This window comes from Acetivibrio cellulolyticus CD2 (assembly GCF_000179595.2).
Lineage (GTDB): Bacteria > Bacillota > Clostridia > Acetivibrionales > Acetivibrionaceae > Acetivibrio > Acetivibrio cellulolyticus.
Map to the genome: position 1 here is coordinate 498,183 of NZ_JH556658.1, position 23,120 is coordinate 521,302.

Sequence of the window (23,120 nt, forward strand, 5' to 3'; positions counted from 1 at the left end):
TTGAAAATTTTATAAAAGTGAGGTGTCATAATATGACTATAATAGAAACCGACAGATTAAAAATAAGGAGATTTTCTTGCGAGGATTGGAAGGATTTATATGAATATCTTTCTAAAGAACAAGTAGTAAGATATGAGCCATATGGTATTTATACCAAAGAAGATTGTATAAATGAAGCCGCTAAACGTTCATTAAATGAAGCTTTTTGGGCTGTATGCTTAAAAGAAAGTAATAAATTGATAGGTAATATTTATTTTAATCAACAGGATCCAAAAGAATTTTCAAATTGGGAAATTGGATACGTTTTTAATCCTCAGTATTATGGTAATGGCTACGCTACAGAAAGTTGCAAAGCAGTTATCGATTATGGATTCAAAAAGTTGAAGGCGCGTAGAATAGTTGCTATGTGTAATCCGGAAAATGCATCATCATGGAAGTTATTAGAACGCTTAAAGATGAGGCGAGAGGGACATTTACTTAAAAATATATTTTTTAAACAGAATGAGAAAGGTGAATCCATTTGGATTGATACATATGAGTATGCAATCTTAGAAGATGAGTGGAGGGGTTGACATGAACAGAGTTGCCATTATTACTGGATCAACTGAAATGAGGCGGATAGCGTGCCCATCCATAAGCATGATTTGCTGGGAATGAGCTTTGCAGGTTATAAAATTAGAATTGTATTGGAGGAAACAACTTATGAGAACGTGGAGAGATAAATACATTAAGAAGTATGAATAGTAATTAAGATCCTGTTCAGGTGCGCCGTGAAGACAAACTGTCAAGTGAAATTGACTTTGGGTTTGCCGCGTCCTGCGGCGAGTTCTAAAGAAAGGCTCCAAATTTGGCATGGTCTTGTCATAATTGTCTAAAGATAGTAGCGAATTTGGTACATCAGGATTAAAATAAATTTTCAAATATATTGTTGTTCTGTTATAATTATCTAAAGGTTATATAAAGTGGGGATGTGCCATAAGGAATAAACCCAAAAATGATATCGAAGATTTTGAGGAGTGGAGATTAATGGTAAAAGTAAATGGTTATGAATTGGTATGTCCTATCTGCAAGGGGAAAAATTTTGAGAAAAGAAGTAGCCTACTTAATTCGAGAGGGATGGCGTTTCTAGGTCTCGATTGGGCAAGTCAAAGTGCATTAAACTACATATGTGATACTTGTGGCTATATCCAATGGTTTATTGATGATGGACGAGAATATATAGAAACTTACTATGAGGAAAAGAAAATTGAGACACAGGATTTGCCTTTAGATTACGAAACTTCAGAAGCAGAAAAGGATGAATGTCCGATTTGTTTTAGTAAACGGGATGTAAATCAGAAAGAATGTACAAATTGTGGACATAGTTTTGAATAAATGCTTTTTGATTACTGATAAAAATTAAGTCTAAAGTTCCGTATCTGTAATGAAACTATTAAATTGATTAATACTCATAAAATAAAACCAAAAGTCCAGCGGTAAAATGTCAATACCAAATTGGAAATAAATTTAGAAATATTGATGATATTTTACCGGTTTTGAGCATAAAAAGGCATCACCTATTAAGCCTACCAAAGTAAGTTTGTAAATATGGTAGGATATGGTTAACCAAATGGAAATTAATCTCCTTTTGGTGGAATATAAAGTCGATTGCTATGCAGCAGTGCATAGACAAGTCGAACGAATTTTCTGGCAGTTAATGCAAGTGCCCTTTTATGAGCTGTTTTTGGGGTTTGGCTATATTTTAATTCATAGAAGCGTTTTAACTCGTGATCGTGCAATCTCACTTTGTTAGTTGCTTCCATGAAGTAGTAACGCAAATAACGGTTACCAAACTTAATTAATTTAGTATTTGAAGCCGTAAAGTTTCCTGATTGGTGTTTTGTCCAGGAAATACCCGCAAATTTAGCTAATGCAGCATGATCTTTGAAACGATGAATATCACCAATTTCTGCTATTATTCCGGCAGAGTATACAGGGCCGATTCCTTTGATAGAGGTTAAAGGATTAGGAATAAGTTTAATTTGTTCCTCAATAGCCTTATCAAAGATTTTGAGCTGTTCCTTATAAGCTTTTATAGCCGAAAAAGACACAGCAAGTACCTGATTTACTGAATGAGTAACCGTTTTGGGAAGACGGTATGAACTTCTTGCAGCTTTCTGAAGAGTGGCTGCAATTTCATCAGGATTATCAAAGCGGCCCTTACCTTTTTTGCTGATAAAGTCAACCAGTTCTTCAATTGGCATATACGAAATTTCATCAACAGAAAAGAATTCTTCAATAATGCTGCTGGATGTAGCACCAAATGTATCTGAAAATATCTTTTCTTGGGCAAGAGAAGAAAATTTCAGAAACAAATTATTAAGGAACCAGTTTTTCTCTCTTGAAAGGTTTTGAACAGTATGAAATCTAGCTCGCGTAAGCTTTTGCAATGCTTTATATCTTTCGTCCATGTAGACCTCCTTGTTTATACGACCAAAACGCAGATGTTCTGCTATAATCCAGGCATCTATATCATCGGTTTTTGGAAGGTCAGGATACATTGCTTTAAACTTGTTAACCTGTGTGGGATTAAGAACATGTATTTTAGTATTAAATCTATTTACAGAGGTATCTTGTTTTAAGAAATAAACAAGAGGATCACCATAGACAGAAGTAGATTCAAGACCAATAGTGATTGAGTCAAAGTTGTTTTTTTCAGCGAGTTGTGTAACTTTTTTAGAGAGAGTATTTGCACCTGGAACTGAGTTTAAAACAACAAATTTAGCAAGACTGGTTCCATCAGGATGGAGGATACGGACTTTATTGTCTTTGAGACTAACATCAATACCCACCAACAATGAATTTGACAATGAAATCACCACCTTTCTGATTAAAAATTTTGAGCTATTGAACTTAACTAATGCCCGTGGTACCTGACGCATCAACATCCTCGCAATTAGAATACACCTCTTGAATCTCTATGCACGACTCCTTGAACTGCCATACAGGAGAGAGATAAAAAGAGAAAAACACCCAGCGGTTTAAAGCTAACATCAGGCCAGGGGAACTGACTTTAACAGAAGCGACATAAAAATGCCCTACAGGAGTTGAACAGAACCATCCTCAATAGCCACTATTATTGTTACACGAGCATTAGTTAAGTTCAATAGCTAACAAAAATCAAATTATCAAGGAGCATTAGCTTTGAGTCAGTGCTAGAGTACAAAAAACTTTTTCAAGAATCCAGTTGACAACGAGCCTCCCCCATATGATTAGGCAGCCGAAGAGGCAGCCACCCTATCCCCAAAGGAGGTCTTTGGAGAAGGAGTAAAGGGGATATGGCGGCTGCAGCCTTAGCAGGCTATCATATGGGCCCCACTCATTGTAAACCGCACTTAAAAAACTTTTTTGCACCCCAGCTACATTGCCTCAAAGAGTTTTCGTAAAGAAAACTCCCAGTTGATTTATGGTAAATGAACAAGGAAATGTAAGGGGTTCAACTGGAAAATCTAAGACTTAAACCTTACAAAATATATTATACGAGGAGTTGAGAAATATGAGAAAGAAAATTTTAATTATAGGCGGAGGTATAACAGGCTTAGTAACTGGCTGCTACGGCCAGATTAATGGCTTTGAAACCGAGATATATGAAATGCATGATCTCCCTGGAGGCTTTTGTACAGGCTGGAAAAGAAACGGGTATTTATTTGATGGATGTATTCATTGGTTGATGGGTACTAATCCTAAATATCCGCTTTATAAAGCATGGGAGCGTGTTGGGGCTATTGAAGGGAAAGAATTTATCCAGCACGATACCGTAGTTCAAGTTGAATTAGGTAATGGCAAAAAGTTCACTTTTTACAGTGATATAAATAGGTTGGAAGAGGAATTATTGAAAATATCTCCTGAGGATGAACCGGTAATCAGGAAGTTTGCCGATGAAATACGCAGCAGGGCAGAATGGGAAAAACTTATTCAGCCTGATTTCAACAATAAATATATTTTAATGACAAAGAAGGAATTTATCGAGCAATTTAAAAATCCATTTCTCCGTGAAATTTTTGAAGCTGTTATATCCGGAAATAATATATTCTTTTTCTTAATGAAAACTGCCGTGTATAATAATCAGGATGCTGGTTGGCCAATAGGCGGCTCCCTGGAATTTTCCAAAGGCATTGCGAAAAGGTATGCCGAACTTGGTGGTAAGATACATTATCGATCCAAAGTTAAGAAAATTTTAGTCCAGGATGATAGAACCACAGGAATTATGTTAGATGATGAAAGCATTATTAAAGGAGATTATATTATTTCAGCGGCAGATGGATATTCAACAGTTTTCAAATTACTTGACGGCAAATATATGAATGATGAGATTAAAAATTTATATGATGAGGCAGATATTATTCCTTCACGTGTTCAAGTGTCAATGGGGATAAATTGCGATTTGTCGGCTGAGCCACATTATATCAATTTAAAATTGCTTCAACCTATTAAAATCGGAAATATGGAAAATACTAATTTATCTTTCAAGAATTATTGCTTTGATCCGACAGTTAGCGAACCTGGCAAGTCAGTTGTGATATCATTGATCTCATCTGATTTTGAATACTGGGAAGAGTTGAGGAAGGATTCTGCGTTATATCGAAATGAAAAACAGCGTATAGCTTTGGAAGTCATTAAGGTTTTGGAAGAAAGATTTCCGGAAGCTAAAGGAAAGGTTGAAACTATTGATGTTGCGACGCCATATACTTTTCATCGGTATACCGATTCATTGAAGGGCGGATATATGGGATGGAGAAATCCAAAACAACCTATACCAACTAGTTTACCCGGATTAAAGGGCCTATTTTTAGCAGGGCAGTGGACCGGCAGATTTAGTGGACTTCCAACCGCTTTGTTTACCGGACCCGAAAGCATTAAAGAAATATGCCAAGAAGAAGGATGCGAGTTTGTCTATTAATTGGTTTAAGACATTTAGATTTCCTTGATAATTATACTTTAAAGTACAGAACACGAATGCTCCAATTAGGTCTCAAACCAACTATTGTTATCAGATTAATTACCAATTTAGCAATCAACCGATCATACATAAATGTATTGTGTATGATTCGGTTGTTTTTAATCTATTCTGAGCTCTAATTTGATATTATGATATAATATTACCAAATTGCTTTATTAGATTATTGGATATATATGGTAATCTCAAAATCTACTTTGGAATAGTGCAGAATCAGAGGGTTTGGAATAGCTTTAAAGAAAATATATACAATGCCGTAATAAATCAAAATAGCGATTTTATTAATAATGTACTTGATGGAGCGTTTTCATATGATGTTGATAGACTGGAAAAAGCATTTGATAAACCAAGTCTTATTGTTGTAGGGCGGCAAGATACAGAGGTTGGTTACAAAGACCAGTTTAGACTTCTAGAAAACTATCCAAGAGCACCATTTGTTGTATTAGATAAAGCAGGACATAATTTACAAATAGAGCAAGAGAAAATGTTTATTAGTTGAGTTAAGATATTATAGAGATGAGAACGGTAGTGAGGTCAGATTAAACACTTGGTTTTCAATCTGGGGTATACCTGCAATTTTTATTTCTATAGGAACTCTATTTTGTATAATTGGAGTAATTTTTATAATTTATATAATTTATATATAATGCAAACTTTCTGAGATGTGGAGAAAATATAGTGGCAGATACCTATTATACTAGGGGGTTAATAAAATGAAGGACTATTACCTTGACCAAAATAAGAAACCAAATAACACCAGATACACGGAAGAAGTACCACAGTGCAGGCCGTGGGTAAGATTTTTTTCCCGAATGATAGATATCTATCTATTCGGAATTATTTTGGGTTTAATTCAGATTATTTTTTTTCCCTCAAGAAACTTTATTGAAGATAGGGGTCTAGGTTTAGCGGGGCTAATTCTATGGGGTATTATTGAAGCTCAATTACTATCATCATGGGGGACTACACCTGGAAAGTGGTTATTTAAAACTAAAATAAGGGATTATAAATTAAATAAGTTGAGCTTTCCTTCAGCCATCAAAAGAAGTGTACTTCTGTTTGTTATTGGGCTGGGCTTTGGAGTATTTTCTTCAATTACGATGTTCATAGCATTTATTAATATAGATTCTAAAGGAGCTACTTCATGGGATAAACATTGCAATAGTGTAGTTATCCACGAAAAGATCGGTGTATTGCAAATAATCATTATATCAATAATAATTATTATTTCTGTTGCACTATTAATTTTGAAATAATCTAAAGAAAAAGGACGGAATTGGAAGAAAGACAAGCAAAGCATGAAGATTGATAAAGAATATCTAACACATTTGGTTCGCTGCACATCAAAATTCGAGGGAGATATATAACATGATGAACTATGAGTTTGAAAAGGTAAAAGAGGAGTACTTGCCTGAATTATTGGATATCTACACATATTATGTTTTAAATACTACTGCAACATTTCATGAAAAGCCGTTGTCTATAAGTGAAATGAGAGAGTTGGTAATCTTTAAGGATTCAAAATACGAGACCTATGTTATAAAAGATGGAACCCAATTATGTGGTTATGTAATTTTAACACAACATAAAAAGCGAGAAGCGTACGATAATACTGGAGAGATTACGATTTACCTGAAAAGTGATTATATAGGTAAGGGGATAGGAAGTCGTGCAATTACTTTTATTGAATGTATTGCAAAAAGCAAAGGTTTTCATGTTCTTATAGCGACTATTTGTGGGGAAAATGAAAAAAGTATAAGATTATTTGAGAGAAATGGATATGTAAAGTGTGCTCATTATAAGGAAGTAGGTAGGAAGTTTGGAAATTGGCTTGATTTAGTTGCATACCAAAAATTAATATAGTGGGTGTGTAGAAAAGCTTTAGAATAGCGATTTTATATATCGCAGTGGTATTTGCTATTAAGTAAAGAGACCGCTGCGATATTTTTTTATTACTTTGTTTGTCAGAGATAAGATTTCGGAACAATTGGATGATTAAATAAATAATAATTGGTGGTTGTTTGCTGCTTGAAATATCGATATAATGAAATTGGATTAATCCAATGAGGTGATTTGGTATGAGGATTACAATAAGTAGAGAAAGTGATACTCCTGTATATATACAGATTTTTGAGCAAGTACGCCGTCAAATTTTATCAGGAGAACTTGTCGCTGGTTTTCGTCTTCCGCCGGAAAGAAAGCTGGCTGAAAGTCTTGGCGTAAACAGAACAACAGTATTAAATGCCTATCGGGAACTTAAGGCTGAAGGATTGGTGGGGTCCCATGTGGGAAACGGGACAGTTGTGCTTTCATATCCAGATGAGGAAGTAGATACTGGAAGCGGGAAATTGCAAGAGCCCACTTGGAATCAGATTTTCAGTCAATACTCAAATAATTTTGACTCCTTTTTGGTTAAGGACTTATTAACGCTGGCGAGCAGAAAAGATTTGATTTCTTTTGCTACTGGAATAGCTTCGCCGGAATCGGGTCCAATAGAGGTGCTCTCTGGAATTGAACATGAGTTGGTTGAAAAGAAAAACTATAAAGCTTTTCTACATACTCCGACAGAGGGGTTTATGTCACTGCGTGAAACAATATGCGGTTTGATGCAGAAAAGAGGGGTTTATTGCAGTCCCGATGAAGTGATGCTTCTTTCAGGATCGCAGCAAGGTATAGATATAGCAGCAAGGATACTGCTTGATCCCGGGGATATAGTTGTTGTGGAAGAACCTTCATTTTTTCAGGCGATTCAGGCTTTTAAAACAATAGGAGCCAGAGTAATGGGAGTACCAATTGATGATAAAGGTATGAGAATTGATATTTTAGAACAGCTTTTACATAGGTACAGGCCAAAATTAATTTATACTGTGCCGACTTTCCAGAATCCGACTGGTGTTGAAATGGAACTTGAAAGAAGAAAAAGGCTTGTAGAGCTTGCGTATAAGTACAGGGTTATGATTTTAGAGGATGATGCCTATGGGGATCTTTGCTATGAAGGTTATTCATTACCGTTGATTAAGTCTATGGATAATGAAGGTTACGTTATTTACTTGAGTACATTTTCGAAAAATGTATACTCGGGCTTAAGATTAGGTTGGATGGTAGCACATAAAAAAGTTGTGAAGAAATATGCAGCTGTAAAGCAGGTAACAGATTTGCATCCAAACAGCTTATCACAATGGATTATTGAAAGATTTATAACAAACGGTTCTCTCGAAACCCATATGACCAAGATCTGCAAGGAGTACAGGATGAGAAGAGACATTATGTATGATGCTTTATCGAAATATGCTCCGGCTGATCTAATATGGAATAAGCCAAGAGGCGGTTATTATATATGGTGTAAGCTGCCGGAGGGAATATCTGCGGGGAAGCTTGTTTCAAAAGCTGCAGAACATAAGGTGGCTTTTGTACCCGGAAATCCTTTCTTTGTATCAGGCCATGGTGATGACTTTATTCGGCTGAATTTCACATTTGCACCATTAAAAGATATAGAAGAAGGGGTAAAGCGGTTATGCGATGCTATGAAAGAGTTGATGGATGCTGAAGAGCATGATGAGGTTTATACCGATGTGGAAATAAACCCTATCGTTTAAATGATTAAATCAGAAATATTGGGTATATGTCGGAGGTGGTTTAAATGGATTTTAAATTTGCAAAAAGAATGTCACAATTGAGGGCATCAGAGATAAGAGAAATCTTGAAAGTAACCGAAAGACTGGAAGTTATTTCTTTTGCCGGGGGATTGCCTGCACCGGAGCTCTTTCCGGTTGAAGAGATCAAGGAAGTAAACAGAATTGTACTTTCGGAGGAAGGCTCAAAGGCATTACAATATACTACAACAGAAGGTTACACTCCTTTGAGGGAGTGGATTGCAAAAAGAATGAATTCAAAGCTTAGAACTCAGTTCGCTGCAGATAACATTCTGCTGACGCATGGTTCACAGCAGGCTTTGGATTTGTCTGGAAAGGTTTTCCTTGATGAGGGGGATGTTGTATTGTGTGAAAGCCCGACATACCTTGCTGCAATCAGTGCATTCAGAGCATATGGCTGTGAATTTGTTGAGGTACCTACTGACGATGATGGAATGATACCTTCCGAACTTGAAAAGATTCTTGAAAAAACAGAAAGGGCTAAGATAATATATGTTATTCCTGAATTTCAGAACCCTACGGGAAGAACTTGGAGTTTAGAACGCAGGGAGCAGCTTGTAAAGGCTGCTATGAAGTACGAGGTCGTGGTGATTGAGGATAACCCATATGGAGAACTAAGGTTTGAAGGCGAAACTCTGCCGTCGTTAAAGTCCTTTGACAAGACAGGATGTGTACTTTGTCTTGGAACCTTCTCTAAAACATTTTGTCCGGGCTATAGAATTGGATGGATTGCAGGTGAAAAAGGTGCAATTGAAAAGTATGTTCTTGTAAAGCAGGGAGCAGATTTACAGTGCAATACCATTGCACAGATGGAAATTGCCAAATACCTTGAACTCTATGATATTGATAAACATATTGAAAAAATTCGCGAGGTGTACAGGAAACGTAGGGATATAATGGTTAAAACTATGGAGGAAGAATTCCCGGAAGGTGTAACCTTCACAAGGCCTAAGGGTGGATTGTTTGCGTGGGTAGAGCTTCCTGCCCACATAAATGCAAGGGATGTACTGGAAATATGCCTCAAAAAGAATGTTGCGTTTGTTCCGGGAGGCTCATTTTTCCCTAATGGAGGCAAGGAAAATACCTTGAGGATTAATTTCTCAAACATGCCGGAAGATAGAATTGTAGAAGGACTTAAGTGCATTGCAGGGGTATTGAGAGAATTAATATGATTTATCAGCGATAAAAGCACTTTGGTTGAAAATACATAAAAACGGGGCTGGCATTACTACCAACCCCGTTTTGACAGCCTTATTAAGCTTTTACCCAGCCTTTCTTTACATTGCTTTCAATATACTCCTGAGCAATGGCTAGAATCTGATCTTTACTATTTGATATTCTTACTTCACGCTGCAGAGGATCTTTTCTGTCTGAGCTGAAGTTGGTATAATGCATTACATACGCAGGATAATTCTCGTCAATAAGTTCCTTATTTGTCTTCCAAACAAGGAATTTCAAAACCATTAATTTATCCTTGACCTCTTTTTTATAAACTTCACGCAAGATAAACTCACTATGAGGAAGCTCAACTGTACTACAGCTATCCACATCAGGGATGTAAACCAGGTCGCTTGCCTGAGAAAAACGCACATGTTCAACACATACCTGCTTATCAGTCCTGATTCGCTCAAACATCGGATAAATGAAACTTATTCCAGGCACAGTATTTAAAAGCCTGTAAGTACCATCCGATATCTCAAGAACATGATTGGTAATGCCGTTTGTATTGGCATCTGTAAGTATATCGTTAATACTTATTTCAATAACAATTTCAGGTCTTATCATGTGAAATGCTACATGATTGGAATCTGTTTCAATATATTCAGAATCAATATGCATTTTGGAAAGCTTTTCGTAAAATTCTTTTCGCTCAGAATCCGTAAAACCGTTTCCTGTCTTTCCAACAATCTGGTAGCAGTTTTCACTTGTCATCATTGCCAAAAGCAAAGTTCTTATCTGACCTTTTAATTCGCCTGAAGCCTCTGTGTATCCTACTATAACTACATCCATGTTATGTTTTGGCTTAAGCTTGTATATAAGAGGGAGATTGCTCCTTATTACAAGCCCTTCAGCTTTTTGAGCTACGACCCAGTCATCAAACAGTTCTTTGATATCACCTTTAGAAGAAAGCTTCCTAAATGGAACAGGCTTTAATTTACAGGACTTAGAAAAGAGCTCGGAGAGTTTTTGGTATGTTTGCTCAAAACTGTCTGCATTAAAAGGCTGGCCGTCTATTTCAAGCAAGTCAAAGGGTGCAAGATTAAGAGTTCCAATGCTGTCTTCCTTGGAAAGAGCTGAAAGTACATCAAAAACTCTTGTCCTGCCGTCTTTTTCTTCTACATATAGTTCAGCCGGTATGATTGCACTTTTAACTCCTGCAAGCTTTAGGATTTCACCAGCTTCTTCAATACAGGGGATACCTGTTCTTACTTTTCCACCTGTGTTGATTATAAACGCATTTGAACCATCAAAAAATATGACATTCATTTCTCCGTCAAGTTTTTTGGTGACATAAAAATCATCACCGCTTATTCTAGAATCTATTTGGTCAGGTGATATGGAAATAAAGCTCTTGCAGACTCTTTTTTTATAGCTGGAAGCAGTTGTAGAGGTCAAAGCATCAACTGATTCTAACGTTCCTTCCAAATAACCTTTTGTTTTCTTTAATTTTTCTGTATATAGCTTCATTGTCCCAACTCCTTCAGTTCTAGATTTGTTAGGTGCAGAATAAGACAGTATTTATCGTCTTTAATCCTGCCTTCCAAAAAGCCTCTGTAAGGAGTACCACCGCCTGTCAGCACTATCGGGTCAGTACCTTTTTTTCCACCGCCAACAAGCATTAGTGAATTGCTCTCTTCAAGGTTTTTGGCCATATCATATAAAAAGTCATAGGTAAGACCGTTTACATGCTTGATTTGGTATTTTAGCGAGAAAACAAATTTTCTTACAGCTTTGTCTTTAGGGATTTTAACTCCAGTCCATTTAAGAGGTATTTCATTTAATATATTTGCCTCGGTCTTATGTAGTTCTTTTCTTTCTTTTTCGGTTCCGTCAGGGTTTTTAACTACCTCAACAAGATTAACTCTATACGCAATACGGTTTTGAGCATTCAAGTAGAGCTTTCTTGTACCGGCAACAACTCTTCCGGTGTTTTCAAAATCAATTTCAGGATCATTTTCAATGATTGATTCGCCAACCTTGTGCAAATCTCCGAATTTACTTACAAGGGCATCAAGTTCAACCGGGAGAGTGCCCTTGAGAATTCGTACATTCTTTTTTGGAGAACCGTCCTTTAAAGCAAAGTATATTTTGCTTGTGGTCTTTTTGTTTTCCATTCCAACGGCGGCATCTCTCTTTTTTTCGTTTGAAATATTAAGCATTCTCATAAAGACTCCTCCTACATCATGCTAAAATCAATGCCGAGCTCTTCAGACAGCTCTTCATCTTCGGATTCCAACTCATCTATGTAACCTTGCTCCTCGAGACCAATAAAAGTAAACTCAATAGGGCTTCCTACAAGCATAAAAAGCTTGCTTTCACTTTCAACTAGAAAGGCTGTTTTTGTTTCATAGCCGTCTCTATAATTAAAATTGAAGGTGAATATATCTCCATTTGATATTTCTTTCTTCAGATCATCACATACACTTTCTTCATCTAGCTGGTAGACAGCATTTATACTGTGGTTTAGCAGCTCTTCCGGACTTACTTTTATACTTAGCTCAATAGGTTCAGAGAAGCTTGATGGAAAAGGCTCAATTTCATTGCCTCCTTCATCAACAGCAATTATTTCAGACCTGTCAACCCACTCAAAATTATTGTTCAGTACTCCAAGTCCCAAACTTCCTTTAGGTATTATAACAGTACCCGATTCGTCCATACTTACAAGTTTGCACTCATTGCCTTCGTCATCTAAAGCTATTGTTTCTGTCCAACCGTAAAGCTTTTTTCGTTCGATCTTTACCGGGTAAAACGGATATTCCTTATCATTTAACTTAAAAACCAAAGCTTTCGCCATATTTAACCCCCTCTTTAACATATAAATATACGAATTAATATATTATAGCATATTAAAAAAATTTTTATAACAATTTGCAATTATATGCTAAATAGGGTATAATATTATTGTATTTATTTAAATTATTAATTATATTCATCATTTTTAATCTTCAATTGTTTACTCTTTATAAACTCTGAAATTTGCTTTCTTATCTCTACAGTCTATAAATTCTTATTAAAAATTAATAATACTTGTACAACGACATTTTTATCCAATATGCGCTTCATAATAATTTCTTACTAAAATGAATCATTTTCATTTAGCATACCAGTGCACATTTTATAAAACATACCCAACTATTTAGTATTTCAATAAAACATACCTTTATGTTAGTGTCTGGAGGAGGATCTGGAATGTATAAAAATAATTCAAGAAAAAGAAAGTTTTCATTGTTTATGGCATGCCTATTTCTTACGATGGCTTTATACTCAAATTTAGGCATATCATTTCCGACAACTGTATCTGCAGCGGGAGAATTTAATCTTGCTATCGGAAAAGCTTCTACTTCCGACAGCATGAAGTTTGGAAGTTGGGCTTTTGGTGGAAATGACAATAACCTCTTAACTTGTTGGTCAGCACAGGATGATAAGCCTAACCACTGGTGGATGGTGGACTTGAAGTATTTATATACTCTTTCTGGTTCAGAAGTTGTATGGCAGTTCGATAAAGTTTTATACAAATATAAAATAGAGGTATCCTCAGATAAATTAACCTGGCTTACGGTGGTTGACAAAACAGACAACACTGCTAAGACTCAGACTCAAAGTGACAGCTTTACAGCAACTGCAAGGTATGTAAAAATTACTATAACGGGCGTTCCACCAAGTTATAAGCCAAGTTTTTATGAGTTTAGGGTTTTTGGATATTTTAAAGCATGGTTTGTTCCAACACCAGCTAAGATAGCAACAGCAACACCAACATTAACAGCAACCCCAAAAAAGACAGCAACATCAACGCCAACATTAACATCAACACCGACAAAGACAGCGACACCAACACCAGCACCAACATTAACAGCAACCCCAACAAAGACAGCAACATCAACGCCAACATTAACCCCAACCCCATCATTATCAGGTGTGATATATCAGGCGGAATCAGCCAGCTATGGTAAATGTTATAGTGAAACATCAAACTTGGGATATACTGGGGAATCATATTTAAATTTCTATAACGAAGCTGGAGGATACATTGAATGGAAGGTCAATGCTATAAACTCTGGAAGTAATACTTTTGTTTTAAGATATTCAAACGGAACGAATGCAACGCGAGGAGTAGATATAATAGTTAACGGTAATACCGTTAACTACAGTGCTTCTTTTCCCGAAACCGATAGTTGGACAACATGGAGTGAAAAATCTTTTACTGCAAATCTGAATGCTGGAAACAACATTATCAGGATTTCTGCAGTTACCTCAGACGGTGGACCTAATATTGATTACCTGAGAATCTATGGAAGTTCGTCTTTGTCCTTAGTAAGTGCGACACCTTCTCCAACAATAACTCCAACATTGGTTGTTACTCCAACGCCTGTTGGTACATTATATCTTGCAGAATCGGCAAGTTATTGTAATTGTGTTATTGAATCTATAAATAAGGGATATACTGGGTATGCATATTTGAATCCAAATGATGCAGTAGGAAGTTATATAGAATGGCATATAAATTTACCTAAATCGGTAAATACTAACTTGGCTTTCAGGTATGCTAATGGAACAACTTCGAGCAGACCAATGGATTTATATGTTAATAATGTTAAAGTACTTAGTGGGGTCATGTTTGAAGACACTGGCAGTTGGTCAACATGGCTAGAAAAATCTGTTACAGTGAATCTGAATTCAGGAGGCAATTCTATTCGTTTAACTTCTACAGACTCAATCAGTGGTCCAAATTTTGATTGCCTTAGGGTTTTTGAAGCTTCAACTGCAACACCAACAGCTATACCAACGGCTACATCAACTGCTACACCAACAGCAACGGCTAAATCAACTGCAACACCGTCAGCTACAGCAACAGCAACGCCAATAGCAACGGCTAAATCAACAGCAACAGCTACACCAGCGACAACGCCAGCACCAACAACTACCCTAGTAATGAGTCCTTCACCTGCTCCTGCTGATTTAGCTGCAAGTTTATCTGTTTCAAGAGCTGCAACGAACAGTGTGGATTTTGGTATTGCTTCCACTATGTCATTATCACAGAACGGAAGTATTTCAATTCCTGGAGCCATAAAAGGAAAGAAGGAAATAATACTTGTAATGGAAAATTCATTAGCTACAAACAGCCTTTACTCTGACGCTTCAACACCTTTAGATTATGGACTGTTTGCAAAAAGAAACATATCATCAGTTGGAGATATTGCAACCATTAATGGAAGTGTTAATGCAAATAGTAAATTAGTTTCCAACATAACAACCCTTAACGTAAGGGATATTCTTTCGGCTGAAGGATACTCAGTATCAACGCCAAACCTAAATGTTAATTGGTTTATAAACAACGTGGAACCTATAGAAATGCCTGATTTCCATACAGCTTTAATAAATAATGCAGAAGCCAATTCAATGGTTTTTAAGCCTGAAGATTTTGTTGATTCCAAATTTAAGCTAATGCCAGGGCAACCTAATTTTATGATTACATACTATTCTTCGACTAATACTTTTTTAATAACAGGTTCAGGTACATTAAAGATTGAGTCATCCATGTACTTCCAAGGAAATGTAACAATTTCTGTAACCAGAACGGAAAACACAAATCAAAATTTTCTGTTGGCTGACGGAAATATAGTAATACAGGGAAATGATTACTCACCTGCTGATTCGGCTGATATTCTTAATCTATACTCAATATATGGTTCGATTCGTTTTAGTACCAATTATGCTACAATACAGGGTATTATGTATACGGCCGGGATAACAGGAAATCCAAAATATACTACTGAAGTTGGAAATATCTTTTTAGAAGGTATTGGAAATACAGTTTTTGGCTCGGTAGTTGCTGGAAATGATATTATTTTGCAAGGGTCAAATACAAAAGTTGAATATCCAGCAGAAGGTCTTGGTGATGCTAAAAGTAAATACTATGGTGCTACAGGATCGGGTTTTTGTTTTAAAGAAATTGCCAAGCAATTTGTAGATAAATTCGCAAGTTCAGAAACAAAAATGGGAGTAGTTCAATACTCTGATTCTGCTAATTTGAACAGCTTTTTACTTTATGACCTGTCTAGTTCGGCTGGAGTATCAAATTTGAAGGCGGAAATTGACAACATATTAGTAAACAACACAACACAAAGTAATATGGGAGATGGCTTAAGAAGGGCTTATCATACGTTAAATAACCAGCCATCGTCCGATGCTTCAAAATATATAATAACTTTAAGTGCATCTTCACCAAACAAATGGACAAGTAATGATGCTGCTTACTCAACATATAAAACTGATAATACAAGTGCAGCTTATACGTCTGGAGATGGGAAATTGGATACTAATGGGAAAGGCTTAGACTATGCGAAAAAAATCGGAGGTATAATTAATTCAAGCAGTATTGAACCAATCTTTATTGATTACTCTGGCAATTCAGATATTACAAGCAAACTTGAAGCTATATCATTAATTGCGGGATCGGAAGAGGTATCAACCGGAACGCATTATTACAGCACGTCAGCGGTTTATGATATGGATTCAATTATTAGGAACATATATAAAAAACCAGTGGATAAGGTTACTTTAAAAAATGTACTCTATGAGGAAATATATCCAGAAGGAGTAGTTGTAAGTGAAGTACCTTCAGGAATGAATATAACACAGGTTTTGGTGGACGGAAAAAACAGATACAAGGTTTCCGGGTTATTGGGAAATATAACTCTCACTTATGATGGGACCAAATATGTTATAAGTCCTTATAGTTTTAACATTAAGGTTAAATACAGGAAAGTTGGAATGGTATCATTTGTCGGATCAGATTCAAAGTTTGCGTATACTCTCAATTGTGTTGATATAAATGGTTATGATAAGACCGTAGTAGTTGAAAAAAGTCTAAATGATTTTAGCGTAAACGTAATCTGGAAAATTGATATAGGTTAGGAGTAATTACAAATGAGTATTTAATTACATATTTGAATAATCTTTTAAGTTCCTATGGATCAAGCATTCATGGGAACTTTTAGTTTTATATTATTGCGCTATCACTTATTGCCCGAAGTTATTGGACATACAGCATATAACATATATTAGAGATATATTTGCTCTTGCAGGAATATGAAGAAAAATGTAGAATATTGAAAAGACTGTATCGAGAGAGTCTGTAAAGATTTTGCTTTTTAAGTATAAATTACTAAAGAGCAAAAAAATAACTTATCAAGGGGGCTAAATGAATGAGTATGCTAAGTGGAGTGTTTTTAGGTTTATTGGCCTGGTTTATTGTAAGATTCGTTTTTACAGGGTTTTACATTGTAAACCAAAATCAAAGAGCCGTAAAAACAGTGTTTGGACGTGCACAGAGAATTGAAAATAAGACTACGTTGGATGATCCGATTTCTGAGCTTCTTCGTGAGGATGAACAATCAAGATATGCTTATCCTCAGCTTAGAGTAATACAACCGGGAGGACCATATTTCAAGTGGCCTTGGGAGAAAGTTTATAAGGTTTCAATTGCCACAGAAACAGTAAATATGGCTTTTGATCCGGAAGATAGAAGGGCAAATAATAATAACACAGTATTGGATGCTGTTACAAAGGACCAGTTGAATATTGGACTTACAGGACAGATACGTTTTAGGGTATCGGAACGTAATTTGTATGCCTATATATTTGGCGTAAAGAATCCGCTTGCCCACGTTATGGGATACTTTGTCTCAGTATTGAGGGAACGTATTTCCAATTTTGAAGCTCCAGAATCAGAAGGTAATAATGAAACACCAGCTGCTGCAGCACAGGGAATATCTATCAATGACCTTAGAAAAAACCTGCGGGACTTAAATGACCATATGGATAAAGAATGTCAGGTATCAGTTGCGCGTTACGGAGTTGTACTGGAAGCTTCACTTATAACAGGTATAGATCCTCCAGCAGAAGTAGAATCTGCTCTTGCAGCTATTAATACTGCTCACAATCAGGTATCCTCGGATATCAGCCTTGCACAAGCAGCAGCAGATCAGAAAGTAGTTCAATCTAAACGTGCTGTTGAGATTGAAACACTAAATGCTGAAGCTGAGGTTGAAAAATTGAACCGTCTAGCGCAGCAGTTATCTGAGTTGAAAACTCAGGGAAGCAAGGAATCTCTGGATGTTTATTTACGCAATGTTAAGCTAAGTCTTTTGGATAAAACCAAGAGAATTATTAAGGAGGGCTGATTATGACTACTACTGGATTTGCATTAGTATCATTCTTTGTATTTTTGATTGGTATTCCATTGTTTTTAGGTGTTCTAAGGTTTTTCGGTTTTTATGTTATAGTGCAGGAGAGGCAGGCACTAGTATATGTGCTCTTTGGTAATGTGGTTGGGCAAATTGATGAGCCTGGTTTGCATTTTTTATGGCCAAAGCTTGGAATGCAGGCTCTTGTGATAAATTGGCTGGGAAGGTGCTATAAGGTAAATATGAAGCTTGACCAGGAGTATCTTAGAAGTCAGCCTGTTAACTCGGAAGAAGGAGCACCAATGGGTATAGGTATCTGGTATGAGATGTATATCAGCAATCCTCTCGATTATATATTCAGAAATACCGATCCACGTGGCTCACTTGCTGCAAATGTAGGCAATTCAACTGTAAGATGTCTTAGTAATTTGCCATTGGAAAAAATGTTGGTTGACCGACATACAATGAGTAAGACCGTAAGGGATGAAGTTTCCGAAAAGTCCAACGAATGGGGCTATATGCTAGGGTCGTGTTATGTTCGTAAGGTACATTTCAGAGATCTGGAAATGATAAGGCAGATTGAGAGCAAGGTTGTGAATCGTTTAAGACAGGTAACTTCGGCTATTAAGCAGGATGGAGCAAATCAGGTTAACATTATCAGGAGTACAGCAGATAAAACTGCTGCTGTAGATTTTGGTAAAGCTGCAACCATTAGACCTAAGATAGTAGGAGAAACGCTCAGAAAAATTGCAAATGACAAGGATGTTGCAGCTACAATGTTTGAAATTTTAGAGACTGAACGGATTATTGACAAGGATATACCTATTGAAATGGTACCAAAGGGAAATGATCTATTATCACAGATGCTTGCAAGTAAATAACCTATTATTAGAATTGTATTAATGCTCTTTACCTCCATTTAATATGGAAAGTAAGGAGCATTGTTTTTATAAAAAAGTTCAGCATTAAGAAAATCAGGCACCTGTATTTAGTGTCTGATCATCTATAGTAAAAGGATAAAAGGATATGAATTTAGGGGTTTGAGGCCTTAAATTCATATCCTTTCTACTTGCAGTGGCATAAATATCAGTTGTTTTTACTTATTTAACTTCAGGTTCGTTACCAATTTCATCGAAGCTTGTGAATGCAAGCGGTGGCATTTTATTTCCAGCAAGGTCTGTTACTGCGCTTATCTGGAAAATTTCAATATCATTAATGTTTATCCAGTTTGCCTCATCAACCTTGTCATCATCAATTGGGAACTTAATACTTACGGTTTGCCCATCTGGTAATAATGTCACAGAAGTATCAGCATTTAAGTGATAACATATGTGATCGGATAGGGTATAGGTATAGTTTGTTTTAGTTTCTGCAGTTACTGCATCTACTTTTTCATTAAACACTATTAAAAGAGTGTTATCTTCTGGTTTTGCATAAATATTTGAAACATTAGGGGCGGTTTGATCGCCTAAATCAATACCTACAGTAGTTTCAAGAATTTTATTACCAATTGGACTCAAATCAGTTACATCTGAAATTGTCAAAATGTATGCTTCCAAATCAAAAGGTTTAGAATCTGTTCTTTCCACAACAAGTCTATATTTTTCAACTTTATCGTATTCCGTATTATAATAGTATCCAAGAACTGTAACTGGAATTTCATTGCCTTCCTGGTCTATAAGCGTTATGTCAGCAAGTGCACTTACATCTTCAGAAAACTCAAGAATAAGTTGTGTCTGATCTTGGGATAAGAAATACATGTCAAATTCCGGACTGATTATATCATTAGTTGGTGGTACACTAATTTTAAAATCAACTTTATTTCCACTGTAGTCAGTGAGATTCTTGATAGTTAATAGACTGCCGGTTGTTGGCAAGGGAGCATCAATACTAAAATAAATTGAAAGTGTCATGTCATCATCATCGAGTTCAACAGCCTCTATTATAGCACTTGAATCAGTGGATATATTATCCATGTCTGAAAATTCAACTTCTTCACTGAATTTGATCACAACTTTTGTTTGGGTAGCACTTTCAATTACTCCGGTTGGTGCGGTTGTATCTTCAACAACTGTAAATTCGGTTTCGTTTTCTCCAATACCCCAAAATGAGTAGTCGCAAATTTCATTATTTACAACCAGCATATGAGAACCTAATGTTAAATGGTTTGTCAAATAGAAGGTTACTGTTTTGCCATTATTAGATAATACAGGCTGTGAAGACTCAAATAACTCTCCATCTATGGTGTAGTTTGAAATAACATTTGAATTTTGAACAGGTTCGCTGAATGTTAATTTCAACATGGAACTACCCACTGCTGCTACTCCAGTAACTGTAGGAGCTACAGTATCTTCAATATTATCAATAGTTATTTTAGTATCATTTTTTAGTCCAATATCTGATAGAATTGTAACCACAATATCATCCTGTTCCCCAAGTGGGTATTTAAGAAGTAAGGTTACGGCTTTCTTATCGGATGAGAGTTCTGCGTTTGCAACGTAATTATCTTCTATAAAATAATCATCACTTATCTCATAGTTTTCTTCATTTTCAGCTTTATCGCTATCTAATAAAGGTTTGTTGAAGTTAAGGACTATTTCCATAAGATTATCTACTGTTGCACTTTCGAGTACCAATTCTGGAACTACTATAACTTTAACAATAGCTGTAAGTGTAGTATCAGCTACTGTACCTTCAATTATCTGTTCACCAGCCTCTGAAGTATCGACTGTTGGCCATGTAACAGCAATAACTTCAGTAGATCCATCATAATAGGTTACAGTGACTGTTTCAGGAAGTATAGGAATATTACCTGGTACAACTGTAACGTCATTAAGGTCTGATATAGACACAATTAAAGAAGTTGAAGTAGGAGTTGAAGTAGGAGTTAAAGTAGGTGTTAAAGTAGGTATTGAAGTAGGTATTGAAGTAGGAGTTGAAGTAGGAGTTAAAGTAGGTATTGAAGTAGGAGTTGAAGTAGAAGTTGAAGTAGGAGTTAAAGTAGGAGTTGAAGTAGGAGTCGATGTTGGGGTAGAAGTAGGTGTTGCTTTAGGTATGTCTGTTTTATTTCCGCCAGAATTATCAGGGTTACCAGAATTAACAGAATTACCAGAGTTGCCAGAATTACTTCCGATTGTTGGTGTAATTGCAGGAGTGGCTGCAGGTGTGCTGGAAGGGCCAGCAGCTGGAATTTCAGGATTAGTTTCACTGATATTCTGTGTAACTTTTCCATTTCCAACCTTTGCGATGCCTTTTATTAATGTTTGACCATTTATCACTACACCGTCGGAATTAATTAACAGCTCTGCCTGTACATTTGTATCAAACTGAATTTGTGCAGGGCTGTTTACAGTCAGTTTGCTGATATTTGATGTTCCTGTAAATATTATACTGGCATTTGGGTCTTTAACGTTAACTATAACCAGGTTTAATTTTGAGTCAGTGAATTTTATGCTATCCTTACCGCCTGAAATATAAGTCATTTCTGTTACAGTGATGTTATTAAGTGTAACACTGCCGTTACCTATACCTTCAGTCAGGTACAGGTTTCCGCCAATAGTCATATCCTTTAATTCAACTGAAGGTTGATTAACAATTACGTGACCTGACACGTTATTTGAACCATATGTACCTGAAGCATTGCATAACAATTTTACAAGATTATCGATAATAGAAATGAATTCGGCTCTGGTTATATTTGATTTTGGAAGAAAGCTTCCATCTGAATAACCTTTAATAATTCCGTCACCAGATAGCTTATTTACTGCAGCAGTTGCATAGCTGGAAATATTTCCGGCATCTATAAATGAGTTGGATGAGTCAAGGGCACTAGAAGTATCTAGACCGAAGACCTTTAAAAGCATTACAGCTGTGTCTTGTCTGGTGATTTTTGAATCGGCATTTGAAATGTTGCCTGTATATCCGTTGTAATAACCGGCTTCTCTAGCTTTTAACAGTTCATCAGCATACCAGGAGTTTAGCTTTACGTCGCTAAACTGAATAGATGATTTAGAAATGAGTCCAAATACTTTGTTGATTATTGTCGCAACTTCAGCTCTTGTGATATTGTCATCGGGTCTTAAATCTCCGTTACCGGATCCTTTTATAATACCGATATCTGACCATCTCTGCATTTTTTCCTGAGCCCAGTGAGTTTTAACATTTGTTGATTCTTGTGCAAAGGTTGTAGTGAATATTGATGTTGTCATGACCAATGCAACTAACGTTGCCGATAGTTTCTGCATTCTTTGATACATTTTAAGAGTACACCCCCAAAAATAAATTAATAATAGTTATTTGCGAAATGCTATAACGCTTGAATTTACTGCATTTCAAATTGATATTTTTATTGTTTTCCCCCTCCGCTTCTAGTAAAATATAGGTATCTAATCCAATTTTAAACAAGAGAAGGGGAAAACAAATGGTAAAACTTTATAAACAAATTTCTTTTGCTGACACATTCGAAGAATGTAAAGATGTTTTTCAAAATAATAAGCCAAAATTTCTTAAGCTACTCTCACAACATCTTGATTTATCTTCGCTTATACCACAGGATTTTTATTGGTCTTACCACAAAACTCTAGGGAGAGACCGTAAATATTCACTCTCTTCAATGCTTTCAGCATTAGTTCTGCAGAAAATTCTTGGCATTCCTACAGTTTCGCTACTCATTATTTTTCTTAATTTATGCCATGAAGCCCGTGAATTCTGTGGCCTTCCAGACGTCCCTCATAACTCTCAGTTTACACGGTTCAAACAAGATTTCGTTATTTACCTGGAAAACTTCTTTAACCACCTTGTAGATATTACAGAACCTATTTGCCAGGAAATTAACACTACTCTTGCATCCACTATCGCTTATGATACTTCAGGTATTGAAACCTTTGTAACTGAGAATAACCCAAAGTTCATAAATTCTATCATAAAAAAACTCAAGGCTTTCTACAAGGACAAGCCTGATGTCGATGTATATAAAATGGCTTATAGCCTTATGCCTTCTTCAAGCCTCTGCAAACAAAAAATCAGGCAACTCTACATAAACGGCTACTTCTGCTATGTCTACAA

The 23,120-nt window shown here is 36.1% G+C and carries 17 protein-coding genes; 12 read left to right on the plus strand and 5 right to left on the minus strand.

What is annotated here, in order from left to right; all coding sequences use genetic code 11:
• Positions 1 to 32 precede the first annotated feature (32 nt).
• Entirely contained in the window at positions 33 to 572 is a 540-nt protein-coding gene (locus ACECE_RS0218090; protein WP_010249803.1) for a GNAT family N-acetyltransferase, read from the plus strand.
• A 454-nt stretch (positions 573 to 1,026) separates the two neighbouring features.
• Positions 1,027 to 1,374, plus strand: coding sequence for a hypothetical protein (locus ACECE_RS0218100; protein ID WP_010249805.1), 348 nt, complete (start codon positions 1,027 to 1,029; stop codon positions 1,372 to 1,374).
• Positions 1,375 to 1,616: 242 nt separating this feature from the next.
• Here the strand turns inward: ACECE_RS0218100 and ACECE_RS0218105 are convergent, their stop codons facing one another.
• On the minus strand, positions 1,617 to 2,849 hold the full coding sequence (locus ACECE_RS0218105; RefSeq protein WP_010249806.1) for an IS110 family RNA-guided transposase: 1,233 nt from the start codon (positions 2,847 to 2,849) through the stop codon (positions 1,617 to 1,619).
• Between the two features lie 686 nt (positions 2,850 to 3,535).
• On the opposite strand from ACECE_RS0218105, the gene ACECE_RS0218110 reads away from it, so the two are divergent.
• From ACECE_RS0218110 to ACECE_RS0218135, 6 genes are all read left to right on the plus strand, one after another.
• Positions 3,536 to 4,939, plus strand: coding sequence for a phytoene desaturase family protein (locus ACECE_RS0218110; protein WP_010249807.1), 1,404 nt, complete (start codon positions 3,536 to 3,538; stop codon positions 4,937 to 4,939).
• Between the two features lie 262 nt (positions 4,940 to 5,201).
• A complete protein-coding gene (locus ACECE_RS0218115) occupies positions 5,202 to 5,495 on the plus strand; it encodes an alpha/beta fold hydrolase (protein ID WP_010249808.1) in 294 nt (97 codons plus the stop codon).
• 214 nt (positions 5,496 to 5,709) lie between these two features.
• On the plus strand, positions 5,710 to 6,252 hold the full coding sequence (locus ACECE_RS0218120; RefSeq protein ID WP_010249809.1) for an RDD family protein: 543 nt from the start codon (positions 5,710 to 5,712) through the stop codon (positions 6,250 to 6,252).
• A 112-nt stretch (positions 6,253 to 6,364) separates the two neighbouring features.
• Positions 6,365 to 6,859: a GNAT family N-acetyltransferase gene (locus ACECE_RS0218125; protein ID WP_010249811.1), complete on the plus strand. Its 495-nt coding sequence runs from the start codon at positions 6,365 to 6,367 to the stop codon at positions 6,857 to 6,859.
• Positions 6,860 to 7,074: 215 nt separating this feature from the next.
• Entirely contained in the window at positions 7,075 to 8,592 is a 1,518-nt protein-coding gene (pdxR, locus tag ACECE_RS0218130; RefSeq protein ID WP_010249813.1) for a MocR-like pyridoxine biosynthesis transcription factor PdxR, read from the plus strand.
• 44 nt (positions 8,593 to 8,636) lie between these two features.
• On the plus strand, positions 8,637 to 9,821 hold the full coding sequence (locus ACECE_RS0218135; protein WP_010249815.1) for an aminotransferase-like domain-containing protein: 1,185 nt from the start codon (positions 8,637 to 8,639) through the stop codon (positions 9,819 to 9,821).
• A gap of 82 nt (positions 9,822 to 9,903) precedes the next feature.
• Here ACECE_RS0218135 and ACECE_RS0218140 read toward each other — a convergent pair whose 3' ends face one another.
• Genes ACECE_RS0218140 through ACECE_RS0218150 form a run of 3 tightly spaced genes read right to left on the minus strand, consistent with a single transcriptional unit; the run spans position 9,904 to position 12,664 of the window.
• On the minus strand, positions 9,904 to 11,337 hold the full coding sequence (locus tag ACECE_RS0218140; RefSeq protein WP_010249817.1) for an ATP dependent DNA ligase: 1,434 nt from the start codon (positions 11,335 to 11,337) through the stop codon (positions 9,904 to 9,906).
• Positions 11,334 to 12,035 (minus strand): hypothetical protein, encoded by a 702-nt coding sequence (locus ACECE_RS0218145; RefSeq protein WP_010249818.1) that lies wholly within the window; start codon positions 12,033 to 12,035, stop codon positions 11,334 to 11,336. The genes ACECE_RS0218140 and ACECE_RS0218145 overlap by 4 nt, the downstream gene beginning before the upstream one ends.
• Before the next feature lie 11 nt (positions 12,036 to 12,046).
• On the minus strand, positions 12,047 to 12,664 hold the full coding sequence (locus ACECE_RS0218150) for a hypothetical protein (RefSeq protein WP_010249820.1): 618 nt from the start codon (positions 12,662 to 12,664) through the stop codon (positions 12,047 to 12,049).
• 395 nt (positions 12,665 to 13,059) lie between these two features.
• Here ACECE_RS0218150 and ACECE_RS30725 point away from each other — a divergent pair, with 395 nt between their 5' ends.
• From ACECE_RS30725 to ACECE_RS0218165, 3 genes are all read left to right on the plus strand, one after another.
• Positions 13,060 to 16,785 (plus strand): carbohydrate-binding protein, encoded by a 3,726-nt coding sequence (locus ACECE_RS30725; protein WP_010249822.1) that lies wholly within the window; start codon positions 13,060 to 13,062, stop codon positions 16,783 to 16,785.
• Positions 16,786 to 17,075: 290 nt separating this feature from the next.
• Positions 17,076 to 18,053, plus strand: coding sequence for an SPFH domain-containing protein (locus ACECE_RS0218160; RefSeq protein WP_010249824.1), 978 nt, complete (start codon positions 17,076 to 17,078; stop codon positions 18,051 to 18,053).
• Positions 18,054 to 18,055: 2 nt separating this feature from the next.
• Positions 18,056 to 18,937 carry an SPFH domain-containing protein gene (locus tag ACECE_RS0218165; RefSeq protein ID WP_010249826.1) on the plus strand — a complete coding sequence of 294 codons (882 nt, stop codon included), beginning with the start codon at positions 18,056 to 18,058 and terminating at the stop codon, positions 18,935 to 18,937.
• Between the two features lie 219 nt (positions 18,938 to 19,156).
• Here the strand turns inward: ACECE_RS0218165 and ACECE_RS0218170 are convergent, their stop codons facing one another.
• On the minus strand, positions 19,157 to 22,300 hold the full coding sequence (locus ACECE_RS0218170) for an S-layer homology domain-containing protein (protein WP_205410202.1): 3,144 nt from the start codon (positions 22,298 to 22,300) through the stop codon (positions 19,157 to 19,159).
• A gap of 176 nt (positions 22,301 to 22,476) precedes the next feature.
• Between ACECE_RS0218170 and ACECE_RS28040 the strand changes: the two genes are divergently transcribed.
• Positions 22,477 to 23,120: transposase (locus ACECE_RS28040; protein ID WP_010249830.1), on the plus strand; the 644-nt coding region annotated here is incomplete at its 3' end.